Raw genomic sequence first — 19,509 nt, 5'->3', positions numbered from 1 at the left:
TCGTACGACCGGGACTACGCCTCGTCCGCCGGAGGCGCGTCGTCGGACTGGTGGCGGCGGAACATCCGCGTCGCCGTGATCTCGCCGTGGATCGTCTCCCCCTCCGCGGCCGGCTGCGGAAGCCCGGGGCGCAGGTGCTCCTCCACGCTGATGTACTTCAGTCCGGCCCGCAGGTCCGCGTCGTTGCGCAGCCGGATCACCAGCGGGAACTCGGCGAGCGCGGTCGTGTCGAACAGGCCCGTCGTGTAGAGGAGCTGGACGCCCAGCGCGTCCGACACGGCCCGCTGGAGCTCCAGGAGGTACGTGGCGTTGGCGCGGCCGATCGGGTTGTCGAGGAACAGCGTGCCCGCGTGCCGGTGCTTGTCGCGGCCCCGGTCGTTGGAGCGGAGCGCCGCCATCGTGCAGTACAGGGCGATGGCCGCGGTGAGCAGCTGGCCGCCGGAGAAGACGTCGCCCATCTGCCCGACGGGGACGCGCTCGGCGCGCAGCACCGCGTCCGGCTTGAGGATCTCGACCGAGACGCCCTTGGGTTCGAGCGCCGCCTGGACGCCCCTGAGGAGCAGGGACATGCCGTCGCGCCGCAGGTCGGAGTTCTTCCTGACGGCGGCGCGGGTCGCCTCGTCGACGACCTCGCCGAGCCGCTCGGCGAGCGTGGCCTGGTCGGGCTCCTCGAAGCGGATGCGGAGGAACTCCTGGCCCGACCACTCGCCGAGGCCCTCGGGGAGCCGGGAGAGCCGCTGGGCGGAGCGGAGCGTCGCGAGCGCGGACTCCACGAGGCCCCGCAGCCGGTCCACGATCGAGTCCCGGTTGCGTTCCAGCTGCTCCAGCTCGTCGGTGAGGACCCGCAGCCGGGGCGCGAAGGCCTCGGCCCACTTGGCGGCGTGCTCGGGCAGCGCGGACGCCGGCAGTTCGCGGATCTGCTGGCGGGCGGGGGTGCGGACCTGCTCGTAGCGGGTGGAGTTGGCGTGCCGGACGAGGATGTCGCTCGCCTCGCGCACGGCGGCGTCCGCGGCGGACAGCTCGGCGGTGCAGGCGCGCAGGGCGCGGCGTGCCTCGGCGGCCGTCGTGCGGGCCTCCTCCAGGCTGCCCGGGTACGGCTCGGCCTCCTCCCGCTCCTCGTCCGCGTGGTCGCGGAGCAGGTCGCGCAGCAGGGCCGCCGTCTCGTCGAAGCCGCCGGCCGCGTCCTCGGCGGCCCGGTGGTCCCGGAGCAGTCCGGCGTGGGCGGCCCGCGCCGCCTCCAGGGCGTCGGTGCGGGAGGCGAGTTCGGCGGTCGCGGTACGGAGCAGGGCCTGGGCCCGCTCGGCGTCGGCGGGGACCAGCTCCTCGGGCAGCTCGGTGTGCGCCTCGCCGTCCTCGGGGGCCAGGCGCTCGGCCTCGCCTCGGAGCCGGCCGAGCTTCTCGCTCGCCTCCGAGGCGCGGGTCTCCAGCATCTGGACCAGGGCCTCGGCGCGGGCGACGGCCGCCTGCCGGGAGGGGCCGTCGGCGCCGTCGGTGGACTCGAGGAGCTGTTCGGCGCGGGTGCGGACCTTGTTGGTGAGGCGGTCGAGCTCGGCGAGGGCGGCGGACTCGTCGCTCTCGGCGCGGGCCTGCTCGGCGCGCAGGTCGGCGCCGACGCCCACCTTCTCGTACAGCTGGGACGCGGCCCGGTAGGCCTCGCGGAGGGTGGGGAGCGCGGTGCGGGGTGCGGCCGGGTCCTCCTCGGGGAGGGTGTCGGGGGCGCCGGCGATCTCGGCGCGCTCGGCCCGCAGGGCGCGGGCGGTGCGGTGGGCGTCGTCGGCGGCGCGCTGGGCCGCGCGGCGGTCCTCGTCGGCGGCGCGGGCGCGCTCCAGGCAGGTCTGGGCGCGGGCCTCGGCCTCGGTGGCGTCGTCGGCGAGCTCGCGGAGCTTCGCCTGCCAGGCGGACCGCTCGCGCAGTCGGAACGCGAGACCCGCGAGCGCGTCGGCGACCCGGCGGGCCCGCTGGGCGGCCTCCTGGCGCTCGTCCCGGAGCCGGGCGGCCTCGGCGGCGGCCTCGTCGGCCTCCGTACGGGCCGTGCGGGCCTCGTCGAGGGCGGCGGCCGCGGCCTCGGCCGTCTCGCGGGCGGTCGTGGCGACGGACGCGAGCTCGGCGAGCATCCCGAAGGGGCAGTCGGCGCGCCAGGCGCCGATCCGGGAGGCGAGGGAGCGGTCGCCGGCGAGGCGGCCGGCGAGGGTGCGGATCTCCTCGTCGCGGGCGGTGGCGCGGGCGCGCAGCGCGTGCCGCTCCTCGTCGGCCGCGTGCTCGTCGTGCATGGCCGGGTTCGGCGGTACGAGGAAGACACCGGTGTCCTCGGCCGATTCCCTCGCGGGTACGGGGGCGAGCAGGGCGGCGGCGGTTCCGACGGCGACGGCGGAGCGGGGCAGCAGGGCGGCGGTGCCGAGGATCTCGCGGGCGCGTCCGTACGAGACGGGGTCGGTGATCACCACGCCGTCGACGAGCTCGGGGCGGGCGGCGAGTACGCGCGCGTGGTCGGCCGGGTCGACGGCCTGGGCGAGGTAGCGCCAGCCGGGGAGGGCGGGGATGCCGTGCTCGCCGAGGTACTCGACGGTGGCGAGGACGTCGGGGCCGGGCGGCAGCAGGCCGCCGTCGCCGAGGGCGCCGAGGATGCGGGAGTCGTCGGCGGCGGCGGTGCGCAGCTCGAAGAGCCGGCTCTCGGCGGAGGCGACGGCCTGGTCGAGCAGGCCGCGCAGCTCGTCGGCGTACCGGTCGAACTCGGTGACGGTGAGCGGGCCCTGGGGCGCCGTCCCGGCGCCCGCCTCCTCCTCGGGAGCCTCGGCGCCGGGGCCGGGGCCGGCGGCGGCGCGCTGACCCGGGAGCGGGGAGCCGGAGGACGGCAGGCTCAGGAGTTCGGCGAGGCGCTCCTCGGAGGCGAGGGACTCGGCGGCGCGGCGCTCCGCGTCGTAGGCGTTCCCGGCGGCCTCGGCGGCGTCCGCGGCGCGGGCGGCGGCGAGTTCGGCGCGGGACTCGGCGCCGGCGGCCTCGCGCGCGCGCTCGGCCGCGGTGCGGGCGGCCTCGCGGGCCGTGTCCCAGGCGGCGACCGTCGTCTTCTCGGCGTCGCTCGCGGCGAGGGCGGCGCGGGCCGGGTCGGCGTCCGGGGCGGTGTCGTCGAGCCAGCCGGCCCGGACGGCCTCGGCGGTCTCCTGCTCGACCTCGGCGAGCCGCTGGCGCAGGTGGCCGGCCTCGCTGCGGGCCCGCTGGGCCTCGGTGGCGGCGGCGGTGGCGTCCCGGTGGGCGGTCTCGCTCGCGTCCTGGAGGGCGGTGGAGCGTTCCTCCTCCTCCGCCGCGTGGCGCTCGCCCTCCTCGGCGGCGGCGGCGAGGGCCCGTACGAGATCGGCGGCGGCCTTGGCGCGGGCGGCCAGGGCGGGGGCGGCGTCGCGCTCGGCCTCGCGGATGGCGGCGGCCACGCGCGCGGAGCGGTCGCCGGCGGCCCGGTGGCGCAGCACCGCCTCGGCCGCCTGCCAGGCGGAGTGCAGGGTGCGGGCGTCGGTGAGTTCGCGGCGCTGGGCGGCGGCGCCCTTCTCGGCGGCGGTCAGCGCCAGGGAGGCGTGCCGGTAGGCGAGTTCGGCGGCGATGAGGGAGCTGCGGCCACGGGCGGTCTCGGCCTCGGCGACGGCGTGCCCGGCCGAGGTGACCTGCTGGGCGAGTTCGGCGGCGCGGCCGCGCTCCTCGGCGGCGCGGGCGGAGAGCCGGCGGGCGAGCGTGCGGGTGCGGCGCTCGGCGCCCGTGTGGACCTCGCGCGCGTGGGCACGGGTTCCGGCGGCCTCGACGATCCGGCCGAGGAGGTCGACGGAGCCGGCCGTGAAGTCGCGCTCGGCGGTCAGCTCGGCGCGGCGGCCGAGCTTGTTGCCGAAGCCGCCGACGAGGTCCGCGAGGCCGTCGGTGTCGCGGGTGTCGGTGACGGCGCGCAGCAGCAGGTCGGTGAAGTCGGAGTCCTTCTTGACCGCGAAGAGGCCGGCGGCCTCGCCCTCGTCGGCGTTCATCTCGCGCTGGTAGCGGAAGAGTTCGGGGTCGAGTCCGAGGTCGCCGAGGTGCTCGTTCCAGCGGTCGTGGATCTCCTCCCAGACCACCTCCAGGTGCGGGTACGCCTTCCCGGCCTCGGTGAGCGCGTCGCGGAAGCCCTTCATGGTGCGGCGGCGGCCGGTGGCGCCGGAGGCGCCCTCGACGGGCGGTCGGACGGAGGTCGCCTCGGCGACGGGGAGGTTGTCCAGGCTGAGTCCGGGGCCGGGACGGAAGGAGTACCAGGCCTCGGCGAACTTCCGCGGGTCGTTCGAGACCTGGCGGCCGCGCCACTCGCTGGCCTTGCCGACGACGACGAGTTCGCCGGTGAGGGTGTGCTGCCACTCCAGGGCCACGTGGCCGCAGTCGTCGGCCAGGAGGAACTTGCGCAGCACGCCGGAGCTGGCGCCGCCGAGGGTGTTGCGGTGGCCGGGGAGCATGACGGAGAAGATCAGCTTGAGGAGGACGGACTTGCCGCCGCCGTTCTCCAGGAAGAGCACGCCCGCGGGGGCCGGGCGGCGCGGCGGGCCGACCGGCTCATCCTCGAAGAACTCCGCCTGGGTGGGGGCGGGGTGGGGCACGGGCGCGCCGACTCCGCGCAGGTCCAGGACGGTGTCGGCGTAGCGCGCACCGGCGGGACCGATGGAGTAGAGGCGGACCCGGGACAGCTCGTACATGGCGAGGGACTCTCGTGCTCTCGTGCTCGTCGTGCTCAGGAAGGTCGGTTGCGCGGGGAGTTACGCGGGGCGGTCACGCATGGAACGGAAGGCCGGCGTCGGCGGCGAGTTCCAGGTCGTCGCCCTCGGGCGGCGGCAGGAGGGTCGCGGAGCCGTCGCTGACGGGGACGACGCCGAGGTCGAGGAGCTCGGCCATGGCGGCGGAGCCGGCCATGTCGCGGACCTGGAGCTGGTAGCGGGCGGTGGTGCGGTAGGAGCCGCCGCCCTCGTCGCCGGTGCGCTGGAGGAAGCCGGAGTCGGTGAGGAAGGCGGCGGCCTTGCCGACGATGCCGGTGGTGGAACCGGCGAGGCGGCGGGCGTCCTTGGTGGCTCCGGTGGCGCTGCGGCGGGCGTAGATCCGCCAGGCGGCCTCCAGGCCGGGGGCGTCGGAGGCCGGGTCGGTGTTCTCCCCCTGCTCCTCGGCGCGCTGCTCCAGGCGCAGACAGGCCTGGCGTACGAAGGCGTCGACGCCGTTGACGGTGAGCCGGCCGATGTACGCGTCGTCGGCGAGGTCCTCGGGGCGGGGGAAGGCCATGGCGGCGACCGCGAGGTGGGCGAGGCCGTGCAGGAACCGGTCGGCGGAGTCCGTGGAGGCGCGGCGGGCGTAGTCGCCCATGCGGACGGCGAAGACGGAGTCCTCGCCCGCGGTGACGGCCATCCCCGCGCGCGGGGACACCTCCAGGACGACGAGTCCGAGGCCGGTGGCGACGGCGTCGGCGAGGCGCGCGAAGGCGGGGTCCTCGCGGTAGCGGCGCAGGAGCTCGGTGTACTCGGCGTCGCGGGCCGGGAGCAGCTTGGGCTGGAGGCCGAAGGAGACGAGCCGGGCGGCGTCGGCGGCGTCCGCGGGGGTGACGGCGGAGGCGGTGGACGCGGCCGGGGGCTGCGGGGGCTCCTGCTCGCTCCACGCGTCGGTGTACTCGGCGTGGGTTTCGCTCACGGCTGGGGCTCCTCGGTACGGCTCTCGGTCGGTACGGCGCGGGGGGCGGGGCGGGGTACGGGCAGCGGGACGGGGGTGACGGACGCCGGTGCGGCGGCGGGGCCGGGGCGGTCGGCGGGCGCGGGCGGTTCGTCCGTGAGCCGCACGGCGCGCACGGACGGCAGGTCCCGGCGCCGCGCGGGCGGCGTGCGGGCCGGCTCCGGCACCGACACGGTCCCGAACCGCGGCCGTCCGACGACCGCGGGCGCCTCCCGGTCGGGCTCGGGTACGGGCACGGGTGCCGGCGCGGTCTCGCGGACGGGCTCGGACTCCGCTCCGGGCGTCAGCGCCGACTCGCGGACGGGCTCGGACTCCGACTCGGGCGTCGGCGCCGACTCGCGGACGGACTCGGGCTCCGGCGCGGACTCTCGTACGGGCTCGGGCTCGGGCTCGGGCTCGCGCTCCGGTACGGGCTCGGACTCCGACTCGGGCGTCGGCGCCGACTCGCGGACGGCCTCGGGCTCCGGCAGCGGAGCGGGCCCGTCGGTGGGGGCCGGTGCGTCAGGGAGGCCGGAGTCGGGGGCGGACGTCGGGGCCGGGGGGACGAGGGTCACGAGGCCTCCGTGCGGTCCGCGGCCATGCCCGCCGCGTCGAGCATCGCCGTACCGACGATGAGGTCGGCGCCCCCGAACTCGGGGTCGTCGAGCGGGGTGCCGTCGTCGACGGCGAAGAGGAGGCGCTCCTCGCCCTGGCGGTAGGCGGTGCCGACCGGGGGGCTCGCGGCGTGGACGGCGAGGAGGGCGACGAGGTACGGAAGGTCGGGGTCGAGGCGGCGGGCCTCGGCGAGCAGGCCGGAGAGGCGGCGCGGGGCGTCGTGCTCCAGGTCGAGCAGGCGCATGGCGCTCGCGAGCTGCTCCTCGCTGAAGCGGGAGTCGTCGGGGGTGGCGATGAGGTCGGGCTCGGGCATCTCCGCGCCGAGGTGCTCGCGCTCGACGGGCGGGGTGAGGAGCAGGTCGACGAGGTCGCCGAGGCGGACGGAGGCGGGGGTGCGCAGTCCGGTGCCGTGGGCGAAGAAGGCGTCGGTGACGCGGGTGGCCCGTTCGACGGGGAGCGGCAGGACGGGGGCGACCAGCTGACCGTACAGATCGAGTCCGGTGTACGCGGTGGGGGCGGCGAAGGCCTGCCGGTCCTGCTCGGCGCGGAAGAGGGGCCCGGCTTCGAGGAGGCGGGACTGGAGCTGGGTGTGGCGGCGGATGCAGTCCTTGACTATGTCGACCAGCTCGGCGGCGCGCCGCTTGTGCTCCGCGGTCTTCGCGTCGTTCGTGGCCTCGGCCTCGTCGCGGGCCTTGCGGATGTTGGTGAGGATCGCGTTCTCGTGGCGGTAGCGGTCGGCCACGTGGTCGAGCGCCTCGGCGATCATGTCGGGGACGGTGTGGAGCCAGTCGACGGCGCGGACGTTGCGCCGGGTGGCCTCCAGGGTCTTGCGGAGGGTCTCGGCGTACTGCACGGTCCGGTAGCGCGCCTGCTCGGCGGCGAGCTGGGCGTCGGCCAGGCGGCCCCGGTTGATGAGGACCTCCAGCTTCACCTCGGCGGCGATCTGGGCGCTGGTGACGTCGGTGTCGAGGGCTCCGACCAGGACGTTGACCGCTTCGTCGGTGGTGCGGAGGTAGACCCCTCCGCCGTAGCCCGGGACCTCTTCGATGAGCTTGAAGTCGTAGTCCCGGCGGACGTAGACGCCGTCGGTGCCGAAGGTGCCGTAGACGGCGCGGAAGCCGCGGTCGACGCTGCCGACGTTGATCAGGTTCTCCAGGACCCAGCGGGCGACGCGCTCGTGCTCGGCGGCGGGGCGGGTGGGTGCCTGGGCGGCGACGCGGGGCAGCAGGCGGGCGACGATCTGCTCGTGGTCGGCGCCGGTGTCGAAGTCCATGTTCAGCGTGATGAGGTCGATCGCGGCGAGGGCCACCTCGGCCATCGCGTAGACCGTGTACTCGCCGGCCAGGTTCGCCTTGCGCGCGTCGAGGTCGTGCAGCGGGGCGGTGCACGCGAGCGCGCGGAGCCGCCGCGCGAGCCCTTCGTCGGCGGCCGGGCCCTGCGCGGGGCGCGGCCCCGCGCTGAGCTGGGGCGGAGCGAGGTCCGTCGAGGCAGGCGAAGTCACGGTGCACAGATTAGGTCCTCACCCTGACAACGGTCGAAACGGCGCAGATACGACCGGCCCTCTCGGTAGCCTCGTACGGGCTCTGCCGTCAGCCGGTGGGGCCCGTCGGATCGTCGACGGCCTGGGCGTAGGCGGCGGCGACCCGGGTGCGGGAGTCGTCGAGGTAGCGGGCGAGGAGTCGCTCCGCCGAGGCCCGTTCACCGACGCGCAGGGCGTCCAGAATCTCCCGGTTCCTCCGGAGATAGGGCTCGTGCAGGGCGCGCGGGTCGTCGACGACGTGGAAGGCGAGGCGGAGTTCGGCGAGGACGCCGCGCATCAGCTCGTCGGTACGGGCGCTGCCGGCGAGGGCGACGAGTTCGCGGTGGAAGTGGATGTTGGCCGTGGAGACGCCCGTCCAGTCGTCGGCGCGGGCCGCGGCCTCGCCCTCGGCGACGGCGGCGGCGAGGCCTTCGACGGCGAACGGCGGCTGCCCCAGGCCCCGTACGACGGCGCACTCGACGAGCCGCCGGGTGCGGTAGATGTCGTCCACGTCACCCACGGCCAGGACGCGGACGAAGACGCCCCGGTTGAGTTCGTGGACGAGCAGGCGCTCGTGGGTGAGGAGCCGGAAGGCCTCGCGGAGTGTGTTGCGGGACACACCGAGGGCGCCGCCGATGCTCTCCTCGGAGAGCCGGGCGCCGGGCGGGAAGTAGCCCTCCGCGATCCGGGTGCGCAGGATGTCCGCGACCCGCTCGGCCGTGCTCGTGCGTCCGAGCAGCACGCGATCGTCCGTCAGCCCGCCGGTCCCGCTCACGTCCACAGCGCCTCGCCCCTTCCGTCGTCCCCGGCCGGGTCGACCGCGGGACGGCCGAGTCAACCGCAGAAACGGGGAAGCGACAACACGACTCTTGTCGGATCGTTGAACAATCCTCTACCTTGACGGCACCGCACGGTTCCTCGGCACGTCTCTCCGGCACGCTCCTCCCCCTCCTGCGAGGTGCAGATGAGCACGACACAGACCCGGCAGCACTCCCAGGGCGAACGGCCCGACGACACGGGCGCGTTCGCCTGGCTGCGCGGCCTCGGGCCGCGCGGCCGGCGCGCCTTCGGCGGCGCGTTCGGCGGATACGCCCTGGACTCCTACGACTTCTTCACCCTGCCGTTGTCGATGGTGGCCATCGCCGCCCATTTCGGCCTCGACAAGGGCCGGACAGGCCTCCTGACCACCGTCACCCTCGTCGTCTCCGCGGTCGGCGGCGCCCTCGCCGGCGTCCTCGCCGACCGCGTCGGGCGGGTGAAGGCGCTGATGGTCACGGTCGTGACCTACGCGGTCTTCACCGTCCTGTGCGGCTTCGCCCCGAACTACGAGACCCTGCTGGTCTTCCGGGCGCTCCAGGGCCTGGGCTTCGGCGGCGAGTGGGCCGTCGGCGCGATCCTGGTCGCCGAGTACGCCTCCGCGAAGCACCGGGGCCGGACGCTCGGCGCCGTCCAGAGCGCCTGGGCGGCCGGGTGGGCGCTCGCCGTGCTCGCGTACGCCCTGGTGTTCCGGTGGGCCGACGCGGACCTCGCCTGGCGGATCCTCTTCTGGACGGGAGCTCTGCCCGCGCTCCTCGTCGTCTACGTGCGGCGGAACGTGGAGGACGCCCCGCAGGCCGCCGAGGCCCGCAGGGCCGACGCCGGACGGGGCTCGCTCGGGGCCGTGTTCCGTCCCGGTCTGCTGCGCACCACGCTCTTCGCGATCCTGCTCTCGACCGGCGTCCAGGGCGGTTACTACACGCTCGCCACCTGGGTGCCGACCTTCCTGAAGACCGAGCGCGGCCTGACCGTGGTCGGCACCGGCGGGTATCTGACCCTGCTGATCTCCGGGGCCTTCACCGGCTACCTGACCGGCGGACACCTCACCGACCGGCTCGGCAGGAAGAAGAACATCGCCCTCTTCGCCGTGCTGTCCGCGATGTCCGTCCTCGCCTACACCCACATCCCCGCCGGGGCGAACACCCTGCTCCTGCTGCTCGGTTTTCCGCTCGGCTTCTGCATGTCGGCCATCTTCAGCGGCTTCGGCTCCTTCCTCGCGGAGCTGTACCCGACGCCGGTGCGCGGCACGGGGCAGGGGCTCACGTACAACACGGGGCGCGCGGTCGGAGCCGTCTTTCCGACCCTGGTCGGCTTCCTCGCCGAGGGCTGGGGCGTGGGCGGGGCGCTGGTCTTCGGTGCCGTCGGCTACGGCCTGGCCGTGCTCGCCCTGTTCGGGCTGCCCGAGACCCGGGGGAGGGAACTCGTATGAGCGGGACGGCGGTTCCCGATCCGCGCGAGGCACGCGCGCGTGCCCGGGCCGGATGTTCGTCACCGACGCCCGGGACGACCACCACCGCATCGCCGTGTGAACCGCACGGCGCGTCCATGAGCACCACCGCACCACCAGGTGGGAGAGGAAGCACCACATGACCCCGGTCCCGATCGATCTCAACGCCGACCTCGGCGAGGGCTTCGGCCGCTGGACGCTGACCGACGACGAGCAGCTCCTGTCCGTCGTCACCAGCGCCAACGTGGCCTGCGGCTTCCACGCCGGGGACGCGGTCACCATGCGGCGGGTCTGCGAGCTCGCGGCGGCCCGCGGGGTGCGGATCGGGGCCCAGGTGTCCTACCGCGACCTGGCCGGCTTCGGACGGCGGGCGATGGACGTCCCGGCGGCGGAGCTGGCCGCCGAGGTGGCGTACCAGATCGGCGCCCTGGAGGTCTTCGCCCGGGCCGCGGGCTCGCGGGTCTCGTACGTGAAGCCGCACGGGGCGCTCTACAACCGGGTGGTCCGGGACGCGGAGCAGGCGGCGGCGGTCGTCGACGGCGTGCTGCTCGCGGACCGGACGCTGCCGGTCCTCGGACTGCCGGGGTCCCGGCTGCACGAGGCCGCCGCGGCGGCCGGGCTCCCGGTCGTCGCCGAGGCCTTCGGCGACCGGGCCTACCGGGCGGACGGCTCCCTGCTGCCACGGGGGCAGGAGGGAGCCGTCGTCACGGATCCGGACGAGGTCGTCGAACGGGCCGTGTCCATGGCCCGTTCCGGGGTCGTCACGGCGCACTGCGGGAGCTCCGTCGCCGTGCGGGCCCGGTCGCTCTGCCTGCACGGGGACACCCCGGGCGCGGTGGGCCTCGCCCGGCGGGTCCGGGAGCGGCTCGAAGCCTCCGGCGTGCGCGTGGAGGCCTTCGCGTGAGGGTGCTGAGGGCGGGCGACCGGGCCCTCCTGGTGGAGCTGGAGGGCGGCGACGCGACCGAGGCCTTCCACGCCGAGCTGCTGCGGCGGCGGGCGGCCGGTGCGCTGCCCGCCGTACGGGAGATCGTGCCGGCGGCGCGGACGGTGCTCCTCGACGGGGTGGACGATCCGGAGCGGCTTGCGGCCGAGCTGACCGGCTGGGAGCCGGCGCCGCTCCACGCGCGCGTGGGCGAGGTCGTCGAGGTGCCGGTGCGCTACGACGGGCCCGACCTGCCGGAGGTCGCCGCGCTCTGGGGGGTGTCCGTGGAGGCGGCGGTGCGGATCCACACGGCGGCCGAGTTCCGGGTCGCCTTCTGCGGGTTCGCGCCCGGCTTCGGCTATCTCACCGGGCTCGGCGAGCGGTACGGGGTGCCCCGCCGGGCCACCCCGCGGACGGCCGTCCCGGCCGGGTCGGTCGCCCTGGCCGGCCCGTACACGGGGGTGTACCCGCGCTCCTCCCCCGGCGGCTGGCAGCTGATCGGCACCACGGACGTGGTGCTGTGGGACTCCGGGCGGGACCCGGCCGCGCTGCTCGCGCCCGGCACCCGGGTCCGGTTCACGGCGGGGGGCGGGCGATGAGCGACCGGGCCGTCGCCGTGGTCCGGGCCGGGGCGCTGACCACCGTCCAGGACCTGGGGCGCACGGGCTACGCGCACCTGGGCGTGCCCCGCTCGGGCGCCCTCGACCCGGCGGCCGTACGGCTCGTCAACCGTCTCGTCGGCAACGCGGAGGGCGCGGCGGTCCTGGAGACCACCGTCAGCGGGTGCGCGCTGCGGCCCCGGTGCGCGGTGACCGTGGCTGTGGGCGGCGCGCCCTGCCCGGTCCGGGTGGACGGCCGCCCGGCCGCCTGGGGAACGACGGTCCGGGTCGGCGCCGGGTCGGTCCTGGAGGTCGGCGCGGCCGTGCGCGGGCTGCGTTCGTACGTGGCGTTCGGCGGTGGGATCGCCGTCGCCCCGGTGCTCGGCAGCCGCTCCGCCGACCTGCTGTCGGGCCTCGGCCCGGCGCCGCTCGCGGAGGGGACGGTGCTGCCGCTGGGGGCGGACACGGGCGTACGGGGGGCGGTCGACGCCCCGCCGTGGCCGGGCCCGGCGGCGGAGCTCGTCCTGCGCGTCCGGCTCGGTCCCCGCGACGACTGGTTCACCGCCGACGCGCTCCGGACCTTCTCCACGCGCGCGTACCGGGTGTCGCCGGCGAGCAACCGGATCGGGCTGCGTCTGGAGGGCCCGGCCCTGGAGCGGGCCCTGCCGGGCGAGCTGCCGAGCGAGGGCATGGTCCTGGGCGCGGTGCAGGTGCCGCCGGACGGGCGCCCGGTGGTGTTCCTGGCGGACCATCCGACGACCGGGGGCTATCCGGTGGTCGCGGTGGTGAGGGAGGCCGACCTGGGCGCGGCGGCGCAGGCGGTCCCGGGGACGCCGGTGCGGTTCGTGCCGGTGCGGTGAGGGTCACGGGGGCGGCGGACCGTAGCCCCCGCCGCCGGGGGTGCGCAGGACCAGGACGTCGTCGGGGCCCACCTCCGTGGTGGCGGCGCCTTCGAGGTGCTCGACGGTGCCGTCGGCGCGCTCCACGAGGTTCTCGCCGAGGGCGCCCGGCTCGCCGCCGGCCATCCCGTACGGCGGGACCCTGCGGTGGCCGGTGAGGAGGGCCACCGTCATCGGCTCCAGGAAGCGCAGCCGCCGCTCCACACCGTGGCCGCCGTGCCATCGGCCGCGCCCGCCGCTGTCCTCCCGTACCGCGAAGGCGTCGACCCGGACGGGGTGGCGCCACTCCAGGATCTCGGGGTCCGTGAGCCGGGAGTTGGTCATGTGGGTCTGGACGGCGTCGGCGCCGTCGAAGCCGTCGCCCGCGCCCGAACCGCTCGCGACGGTCTCGTAGTACTGCACGCGCGCGTTGCCGAAGGTGACGTTGTTCATGGTGCCGGAGCCCTCGGCCTGGACGCCGAGGGCCGCGTAGAGCGCGCCCGTCACGGCCTGGGAGGTCTCGACGTTCCCGGCGACGGTGGCCGCCGGGTGGACGGGGGCGAGCATGGAGCCGGGCGGGACGCGGACCTCCAGGGGCTCCAGACAGCCGCTGTTGAGCGGGATGTCCTCGTCGACCAGGGTGCGGAAGACGTACAGGACGGCGGCCATGACGACGGCGGTGGGCGCGTTGGCGTTCCCGGGCAGCTGGGCGGAGGTGCCGGTGAAGTCGACGAGGGCGGAGCGCCGTTCGCGGTCGATCCGGACGGCGACCCGGATCACGGCGCCCCCGTCGGTCTCGTAGCGGTACTCGCCGTCGTCCAGGCGGGCGACGATGCGCCGTACGGACTCCTCGGCGTTGGCGCGGACGTGCCGCATGTAGGCCTGGACGACGTCGAGTCCGAACTCCTCGACCGTGCGGCGCAGTTCCTCGATGCCCTTCTCGTTGGCGGCGATCTGGGCGCGCAGGTCGGCGAGGTTGGTGTCCGGGTCGCGGGAGGGGTGGCGGGCGTCGGTGAGCAGGGCGCGCGTCTCGGTCTCGCGGAGGTGGCCGTCGCGCACGAGCAGCCAGTTGTCGAAGAGGACGCCCTCCTCGTCGACGGTCCGGCTGAAGGCGGGCATGGAGCCGGGGGTGATGCCGCCGATCTCGGCGTGGTGGCCTCGGGAGGCGACGAGGAAGCGGAGCTCGTCGCCCGTGTCGTCGAACACCGGGGTCACGACGGTGACGTCGGGGAGGTGGGTGCCGCCGTGGTACGGGTCGTTGATCGCGTACACGTCGCCGGGGCGCAGGTCGTCCCCGCGCCGGCGGAGCACCTCCTTGATGGACTCCCCCATGGAGCCGAGGTGGACGGGGATGTGGGGCGCGTTGGCGATCAGGTTGCCCTCGGCGTCGAAGAGGGCGCAGGAGAAGTCGAGGCGTTCCTTGATGTTGACCGACTGGGCGGTGTTCTCCAGACGGACGCCCATCTGCTCGGCGATGGACATGAAGAGGTTGTTGAAGACCTCCAGGAGGACGGGGTCCACGTCCGCGCCGGCGGCCACGCGCGCGGGACGGGGGGCGACGCGGCGCAGCAGGAGGTGGCCGCCGTCGGTCGCGGTGGCCCGCCAGCCGGTGTCGACGACGGTCGTGGCGTCGGCCTCGGCGAGGATCGCGGGCCCGTCGACGCCGTCCCCCGGCCGCAGGTCCTCGCGCCGGTGGAGCGGGGCGTCGCGGGGGGTGCCGGCGCTGTGCATCCGGACGGTGGCCACGGGGGCGAGGGGGCCGCTCCGCTCCGCGGTGTCGACGAGGACCGGCCCGTGCGGACCGGCGCTTCCGACGGCCTCGACGGTGACGGCCTCGACGACGAGCGGCCGGTCCAGGGTGAAGGCGTACCGCGCTCGATGGACGTCTGTGAACGCGGCTTTCAGGTCGCCGGGTGGTGCGAGGTCGACGGGGAGGCTCGCGTCCGTGCCCGCGTACCGCAGGAGCACGCGTGCGCGGGTGGTGATCGCCTCGTCCGGCAGTCCGTCGGCACGGAGCTCCTCGCGGGTGCGGTCGGCGAGTTCGGCGCAGAGGGCGGTCACGCGCCCGTGGGTGCCGGCGGCGTCGAGCTCGGCCTCGACGGACCGCTCCCGCATGGCGGTGGCGTCGGCGAGTCCGATCCCGTACGCCGAGAGCACTCCGGCCAGCGGGGGTACGAGGACGGTGTCGACGCCCAGGGCGTCGGCGACGGCGCAGGCGTGCTGGCCGCCGGCGCCGCCGAAGCAGGTGAGGGCGTAGCGGGTGACGTCGTGGCCGCGCTCCACGGAGATCTTCTTGACGGCGTTGGCCATGTCGAGGACGGCGATCTCCAGGAAGCCCGCGGCGACCTCCTCGGGGGTGCGGCCGCCGCCGACCTCCTCGGCGAGGGCGGTGAACCGCTCCCGCACGACCTCCGCGTCGAGCGGGCGGTCGCCGGTCTCGCCGAAGACGGCGGGGAAGTGGTCGGGCTGGACGCGCCCGAGCATGACGTTGGCGTCGGTGACCGTCAGGGGGCCGCCGCGGCGGTAGCAGGCGGGTCCGGGGACGGCGCCGGCCGAGTCGGGACCGACCCGGTAGCGGCGCCCGTCGTAGTGGAGGACGGAGCCGCCGCCCGCCGCGACGGTGTGGATGCTCATCATGGGCGCCCGCATCCGCACCCCGGCGACCTGTGTACCGAGTTCACGCTCGAAGACGCCCGCGTAGTGCGACACATCGGTGGAGGTGCCGCCCATGTCGAAGCCGATGACACGGTCGTGCCCCGCCTGCGCCGAGGTGCGGGCCATGCCGACGACGCCGCCCGCCGGGCCCGACAGGACGGCGTCCTTGCCGCGGAAGTGGGCCGCCTCGCGGAGTCCCCCGTTGGACTGCATGAACATGAGGCGGATTCCGGCGAGTTCGCGGGCGACCTCGTCGACGTACCGGCGCAGGATCGGCGAGAGGTAGGCGTCGACGACGGTGGTGTCCCCGCGCGGGACGAGCTTGATGAGCGGGCTGACCTCGTGCGAGCAGCTGATCTGGGTGAAGCCGGCGGCGCGGGCCGCCGCCGCGACCCGGGCCTCGTGCTCGGGGTGTCGGTAGCCGTGCAGCAGGACGACGGCGGCGGAGCGGAAGCCGTCGCGGCGCGCGGCGGCGAGCGCCCCGGCGACGGCGGGCTCGTCCAGCGGACGGACGACGCGGCCGCGGGCGTCGACCCGCTCGGGGACCTCGATCACGCGCGCGTACACCGCCTCGGGCAGCACGATGTGCCGGTCGAAGAGCCGGGGCCGGTTCTGGTAGGCGATGCGGAGCGCGTCGCGGAAGCCCTCGGTGATGAGGAGCACGGTCGGCTCGCCGCGCCGCTCCAGGAGGGCGTTGGTGGCGACGGTGGTACCCATCTTGACGACGGCGACGCGGTCGGCGGGGACGGGTTCGCCGGGCTCCAGGCCGAGAAGGAGGCGGATGCCGGCGACGGCCGCGTCCTGCCGGCGGGCGGGGTCGTGGGAGAGCACCTTGCGGCTGACGAGTCGGCCGTCGGGCCGTCGCCCGACGACGTCGGTGAAGGTGCCGCCCCGGTCGATCCAGAACTCCCAGCGCCCGCTCATCTCCCCATTGTGGCCGCGAGCGCGGCCGTGAGGGCGTCGTCCGCGCGCGCGTCGAGGGGTGCCGTGCCGGTGCCGTCGACCCAGTGGCGCAGTTCGGCGCCGGCGAGCAGGAGGAGCTGCGGGAGCAGGTCGCGGCTGCGGCGCAGGACCCAGCCCGTGCCGGCGGTGGCGAGCCAGAGCAGGGCCTCGGTACGGGTCGGCGGCGGCTGGGCGGGCTCCGTCGAGGGCGGTGCGCCGTGGGTGAGTCCCCGGGCGGCCAGGAGCCGGTGGAAGCCGGCGGCGACGGCCCGGTGGCCGCGCTCGCCGGGGTGCAGCCGGTCGGCGCTCCACAGGGTGCGGTCCTCGGTCCAGGCGGGGTCGGCCAGGTGCAGGTGGACGGCTCCGTACCGGTCGGACAGCGCGTGCACGACGGCGTTGACGGAGCGCTGGCGGCGGGCGAGCGGGCGCGCCAGGGGCGGCGGCAGGCCGAGCATCCGGCCGGGATCGGGAAGACAGGCCGTCAGGAGTACGGCTCCGAGGGCGTCGAGGTCGGCGCAGACCCGGTCCAGGTGGCGGGCGAGGAGCGCGATGTCGAAGGTGTGGCGCAGGGTGTCGTTCACGCCGACGACGACGGAGGCGAGGTGCGGCCGGAACGCGAGCGCGCGGGGTGCCTGTTCGTCGGCGACGTCCGCGCTGAGCGCCCCGCTGACGGCGAGGTTCAGGAAGGCCGTCCCCCGTCCCCCGTCCGTGAGTCCCTCGGCGAGCAGCGCCGCCCACCCCCGCCAGGAGCCGCCGACCCGGTCCCCGACGCCCTCGCTGAACGAGTCCCCGACCACGGCGAACCGGAGGGAGTCGGCGGTTCCGCGCGGGGCGGTGTCGCCGCCCCGCGCGGCCGGGACCCCGGGCGCGGGCTCCGGAACGGACGCGGCGGCTTTCGTGACCGTCCCGGCCACCGCCCTCTCTCCTGTCATCGGCGGGCCTCCTCGGGGAGGTGCGGCCGGACCGTCGGGAGGGCGTCGTGGGCGTGGAGGAAGGCGGTGACGGCGCGGTCCCAGGAGAAGAGCTCCGCACGCGCGCGTGCGGCCCGGCGGCGGACGCCCTCCGGGACCGTGAGAAGGCTCCGTACCCCGTCGGCGAAGGCGCCCGGCGTGTTGGCGGCGGACGCCCCCGCCGTGCCGACGACCTCGGGCAGGGCGGAGGAGGCGCTGACCACGACGGGGGTCCCGCAGGCCAGGGCCTCCAGGGCGGAGAGGCCGAACGTCTCCGCGGGCCCCGGCGCCAGGCACACGTCGGCGGCCGCCTGGAGGTCCGCCAGGGCCTCCCGGTCGGCCACGTGCCCGAGGAACCGCACCGGCAGCCGCCGCTCGCGCGCCCGCCGCTCCAGGGCGCCCCTCAGCGGCCCGTCTCCCGCGACCACGAGCGCCGCCGCGATCCCCGAGGCCCGCAGCTCCTCCAGGGCGTCCAGGGCCGTGCCCGGCCGTTTCTCGACCGAGAGGCGCGAGCACAGCAGGAGCAGCACCCGCTCCCCGTCGGCGTACCGGGCGCGCGGCACGGCACCGCGGCGGCCGGGCCGGCAGCGGTCCAGGTCCACGCCGAGCGGGGCCCGTACGACGTTGCGGGCCCCGATCCGTACGAACTCGCGCTCCGCCCACTCCGTCGTGCACACGATCCGCGCGAAGGCCCACGCGGTGCGGCGGTTGAGCCGGTCCGCCGCGCCGGCCGCGAGCGCGGGCGGCACGCCCCAGGTGCGCAGCACCCCGTCCGCGGTCTCGTGGGAGACCATGACCGACGGCACGCGCGCGCGTCGCGCCCACTCCCCCGTCCACCGCAGTGTGGTGCGGTCCGAGACCTCGATCCGGTCGGGGGCGAGTCCGTCGAGGAGCCGGCGGACCCGGCGCCGGTCGGCGAGGACCCGGTAGCCGCCGGTGCCGGGCAGCACGGGGCCGGGGAGCGTGACGACCCGGCCCTGCTCGGTGCGGCGGTCGCTCGCGACCTCGCCGGGGACGACGAGGACGGGCTCGTGACCGGCGGCCAGGTAGCCGCGGCCGAGCTGGTCGAGGGCGGTGCGCAGGCCGCCCGAGGTGGGGGTCACGAAGTTCGCGAGCCGCACGATCCGGAGCCCGGTGCCGTCTCCCGTACGGACGCCGCTCATGCCGCCACCGCCGTCCGCTCGCGCAGCACCTCCAGGTAGTGGCCGATCAGTTCGTCGCCGAGGGCCTCCCAGGTGCGTCCCGCGACGGCGGCCCGTCCGGCCAGGCCGAGGGCGGCGCGCGTCCCGGGGGCGGCGGCCAGCGCGGCGACGGCCTCGCGCAGCGCGTCCGGGTCGCCCGGCGGGACGAGCAGCCCCGTGCGACCGTGGTCGACCAGGTCCAGGGGCCCGCCGGCGGCCGGGGCGACGACGGGGACCCCGCTCGCCATGGCCTCCTGGACGGTCTGGCAGAACGTCTCGTACGGGCCGGTGTGGGCGAACACGTCGAGCGAGGCGAAGATCCGGGCGAGGTCGGCGCCGGTGCGGCGGCCCAGGAACCGGGCGCCCGGCAGGGCGACGCGCAGGGCGGGCCCGCTCGGCCCGTCCCCGACGACCACGACCCGGACTCCGGGGAGCGCGCAGGCTCCGGCGAGCAGGTCCACCCGCTTCTCGGGCGCCAGGCGGCCCACGTAGCCGACGAGGAGCTCCCCGTCGGGGGCGAGCTCCCGGCGCAGGGCGGTGTCGCGCAGTTCGGGGCGGAAGCGGGCGGTGTCCACTCCGCGTCCCCAGAGCCGGACGCGGCCGATGCCGTGGGCCTCCAGGTCGCGCACCGCGGCCGAGGAGGGGGCGAGGGTCCGGTCGGCGGCGCCGTGCACGGCGCGGAGGCGGCGCCAGGCGGCGCCCTCGCCGGTCCCGACGTACGTGCGCGCGTAGCCGGCGAGGTCGGTCTGGTAGACGGCGACGGCGGGTATGCCGAGCCGGGCGGCGGCGGTCATCCCCCGCACGCCGAGGACGAACGGCCCGGCGAGGTGGACGAGGTCGGCGCGGTGGGCGGCGATGGCGGCGGCGACCCGGCGGCTGGGCAGGGCGACGCGTACCTGCGGATAGCCGGGCAGGGGGAGGGAGGGCACCCGGACGACGGCGCAGGGGGCGTCGGCGTCCGCGGCCGGGTCGGCGACGGCGGGGGCGATGACGAGCGGGATGTGACCCCGCCGGACGAGGTGGCGCGCGGTCTGCAGGGCGCAGTGCGCCACACCGTTGACGTCGGGAGGGAAGGATTCGGTGACGATGACGACACGCATACGGGTGTTGTCGTCGTGCTCGGCGTGCCCCCGCCGACGTGGATCTGGACGGGGAGGGAACGTCCCATGAGCGTTTCCCCCGGGGGCGTGTGCCGGGGCCCGGCACCGGAGTCGAAGCCCGGGGCCGGGGCCGGCCCGGGGAGGGCCGGGCCGGAGACGCCCCGGCCCCCGGGGCGGGGCCACGGTCGGCGGGTTCTCCG

At 76.3% G+C, this 19,509-nt stretch carries 13 protein-coding genes; 4 read left to right on the top strand and 9 right to left on the bottom strand.

The genetic code is table 11. The annotated features are described in order from the left end of the window. Window positions 1-14: 14 nt before the first annotated feature. The 5 genes from BLW86_RS31410 to BLW86_RS31390 form a co-directional block, all read right to left on the bottom strand. The gene (locus BLW86_RS31410) at window positions 15-4,691 is read right to left on the bottom strand and encodes a hypothetical protein (protein ID WP_093877156.1); all 4,677 of its coding nucleotides are present in this window, start codon (window positions 4,689-4,691) and stop codon (window positions 15-17) included. 73 nt (window positions 4,692-4,764) lie between these two features. Then, window positions 4,765-5,667: a hypothetical protein gene (locus tag BLW86_RS31405; RefSeq protein WP_093877155.1), complete on the bottom strand. Its 903-nt coding sequence runs from the start codon at window positions 5,665-5,667 to the stop codon at window positions 4,765-4,767. Next, window positions 5,664-6,260 carry a hypothetical protein gene (locus BLW86_RS42195; protein WP_177181798.1) on the bottom strand — a complete coding sequence of 199 codons (597 nt, stop codon included), beginning with the start codon at window positions 6,258-6,260 and terminating at the stop codon, window positions 5,664-5,666. Before BLW86_RS42195 ends, BLW86_RS31405 begins: the two co-directional genes overlap by 4 nt. Beyond that, entirely contained in the window at window positions 6,257-7,801 is a 1,545-nt protein-coding gene (locus tag BLW86_RS31395; RefSeq protein WP_093877154.1) for a hypothetical protein, read from the bottom strand. Before BLW86_RS31395 ends, BLW86_RS42195 begins: the two co-directional genes overlap by 4 nt. Before the next feature lie 88 nt (window positions 7,802-7,889). Beyond that, window positions 7,890-8,600, bottom strand: a complete 711-nt coding sequence (locus tag BLW86_RS31390; protein WP_093877153.1) for a GntR family transcriptional regulator — start codon at window positions 8,598-8,600, stop codon at window positions 7,890-7,892. Between the two features lie 183 nt (window positions 8,601-8,783). On the opposite strand from BLW86_RS31390, the gene BLW86_RS31385 reads away from it, so the two are divergent. The 4 genes from BLW86_RS31385 (at window position 8,784) to BLW86_RS31370 (ending at window position 12,463) form a co-directional block, all read left to right on the top strand. Continuing rightward, window positions 8,784-10,064, top strand: a complete 1,281-nt coding sequence (locus BLW86_RS31385) for an MFS transporter (RefSeq protein WP_093877152.1) — start codon at window positions 8,784-8,786, stop codon at window positions 10,062-10,064. A gap of 157 nt (window positions 10,065-10,221) precedes the next feature. After that, entirely contained in the window at window positions 10,222-10,986 is a 765-nt protein-coding gene (locus BLW86_RS31380) for a LamB/YcsF family protein (protein ID WP_093877151.1), read from the top strand. After that, window positions 10,983-11,603 carry a 5-oxoprolinase subunit B family protein gene (locus BLW86_RS31375; protein WP_093877150.1) on the top strand — a complete coding sequence of 207 codons (621 nt, stop codon included), beginning with the start codon at window positions 10,983-10,985 and terminating at the stop codon, window positions 11,601-11,603. The genes BLW86_RS31380 and BLW86_RS31375 overlap by 4 nt, the downstream gene beginning before the upstream one ends. Beyond that, complete coding sequence (locus tag BLW86_RS31370) at window positions 11,600-12,463, top strand: 5-oxoprolinase subunit C family protein (RefSeq protein ID WP_093877149.1); 864 nt, start codon at window positions 11,600-11,602, stop codon at window positions 12,461-12,463. The genes BLW86_RS31375 and BLW86_RS31370 overlap by 4 nt, the downstream gene beginning before the upstream one ends. 3 nt (window positions 12,464-12,466) lie before the next feature. Here BLW86_RS31370 and BLW86_RS31365 read toward each other — a convergent pair whose 3' ends face one another. The 4 genes from BLW86_RS31365 to BLW86_RS31350 are packed head-to-tail and all read right to left on the bottom strand — an operon-like array spanning window position 12,467 to window position 19,309. Further along, window positions 12,467-16,060, bottom strand: a complete 3,594-nt coding sequence (locus BLW86_RS31365) for a hydantoinase B/oxoprolinase family protein (protein WP_093877148.1) — start codon at window positions 16,058-16,060, stop codon at window positions 12,467-12,469. Continuing rightward, on the bottom strand, window positions 16,057-17,010 hold the full coding sequence (locus tag BLW86_RS31360) for an SGNH/GDSL hydrolase family protein (RefSeq protein WP_256341478.1): 954 nt from the start codon (window positions 17,008-17,010) through the stop codon (window positions 16,057-16,059). The genes BLW86_RS31365 and BLW86_RS31360 overlap by 4 nt, the downstream gene beginning before the upstream one ends. Next, complete coding sequence (locus tag BLW86_RS31355) at window positions 17,007-18,191, bottom strand: glycosyltransferase (RefSeq protein ID WP_093877147.1); 1,185 nt, start codon at window positions 18,189-18,191, stop codon at window positions 17,007-17,009. The genes BLW86_RS31360 and BLW86_RS31355 overlap by 4 nt, the downstream gene beginning before the upstream one ends. After that, window positions 18,188-19,309: a glycosyltransferase family 4 protein gene (locus tag BLW86_RS31350; protein WP_093877146.1), complete on the bottom strand. Its 1,122-nt coding sequence runs from the start codon at window positions 19,307-19,309 to the stop codon at window positions 18,188-18,190. Before BLW86_RS31350 ends, BLW86_RS31355 begins: the two co-directional genes overlap by 4 nt. Window positions 19,310-19,509: the final 200 nt, after the last annotated feature.

The sequence above is a fragment of the Streptomyces sp. TLI_105 genome, from assembly GCF_900105415.1.
GTDB lineage: Bacteria > Actinomycetota > Actinomycetes > Streptomycetales > Streptomycetaceae > Streptomyces.
The sequence above is the reverse complement of the archived record's forward strand: the minus strand, read 5'-3'. Positions and strand labels throughout refer to the sequence as shown.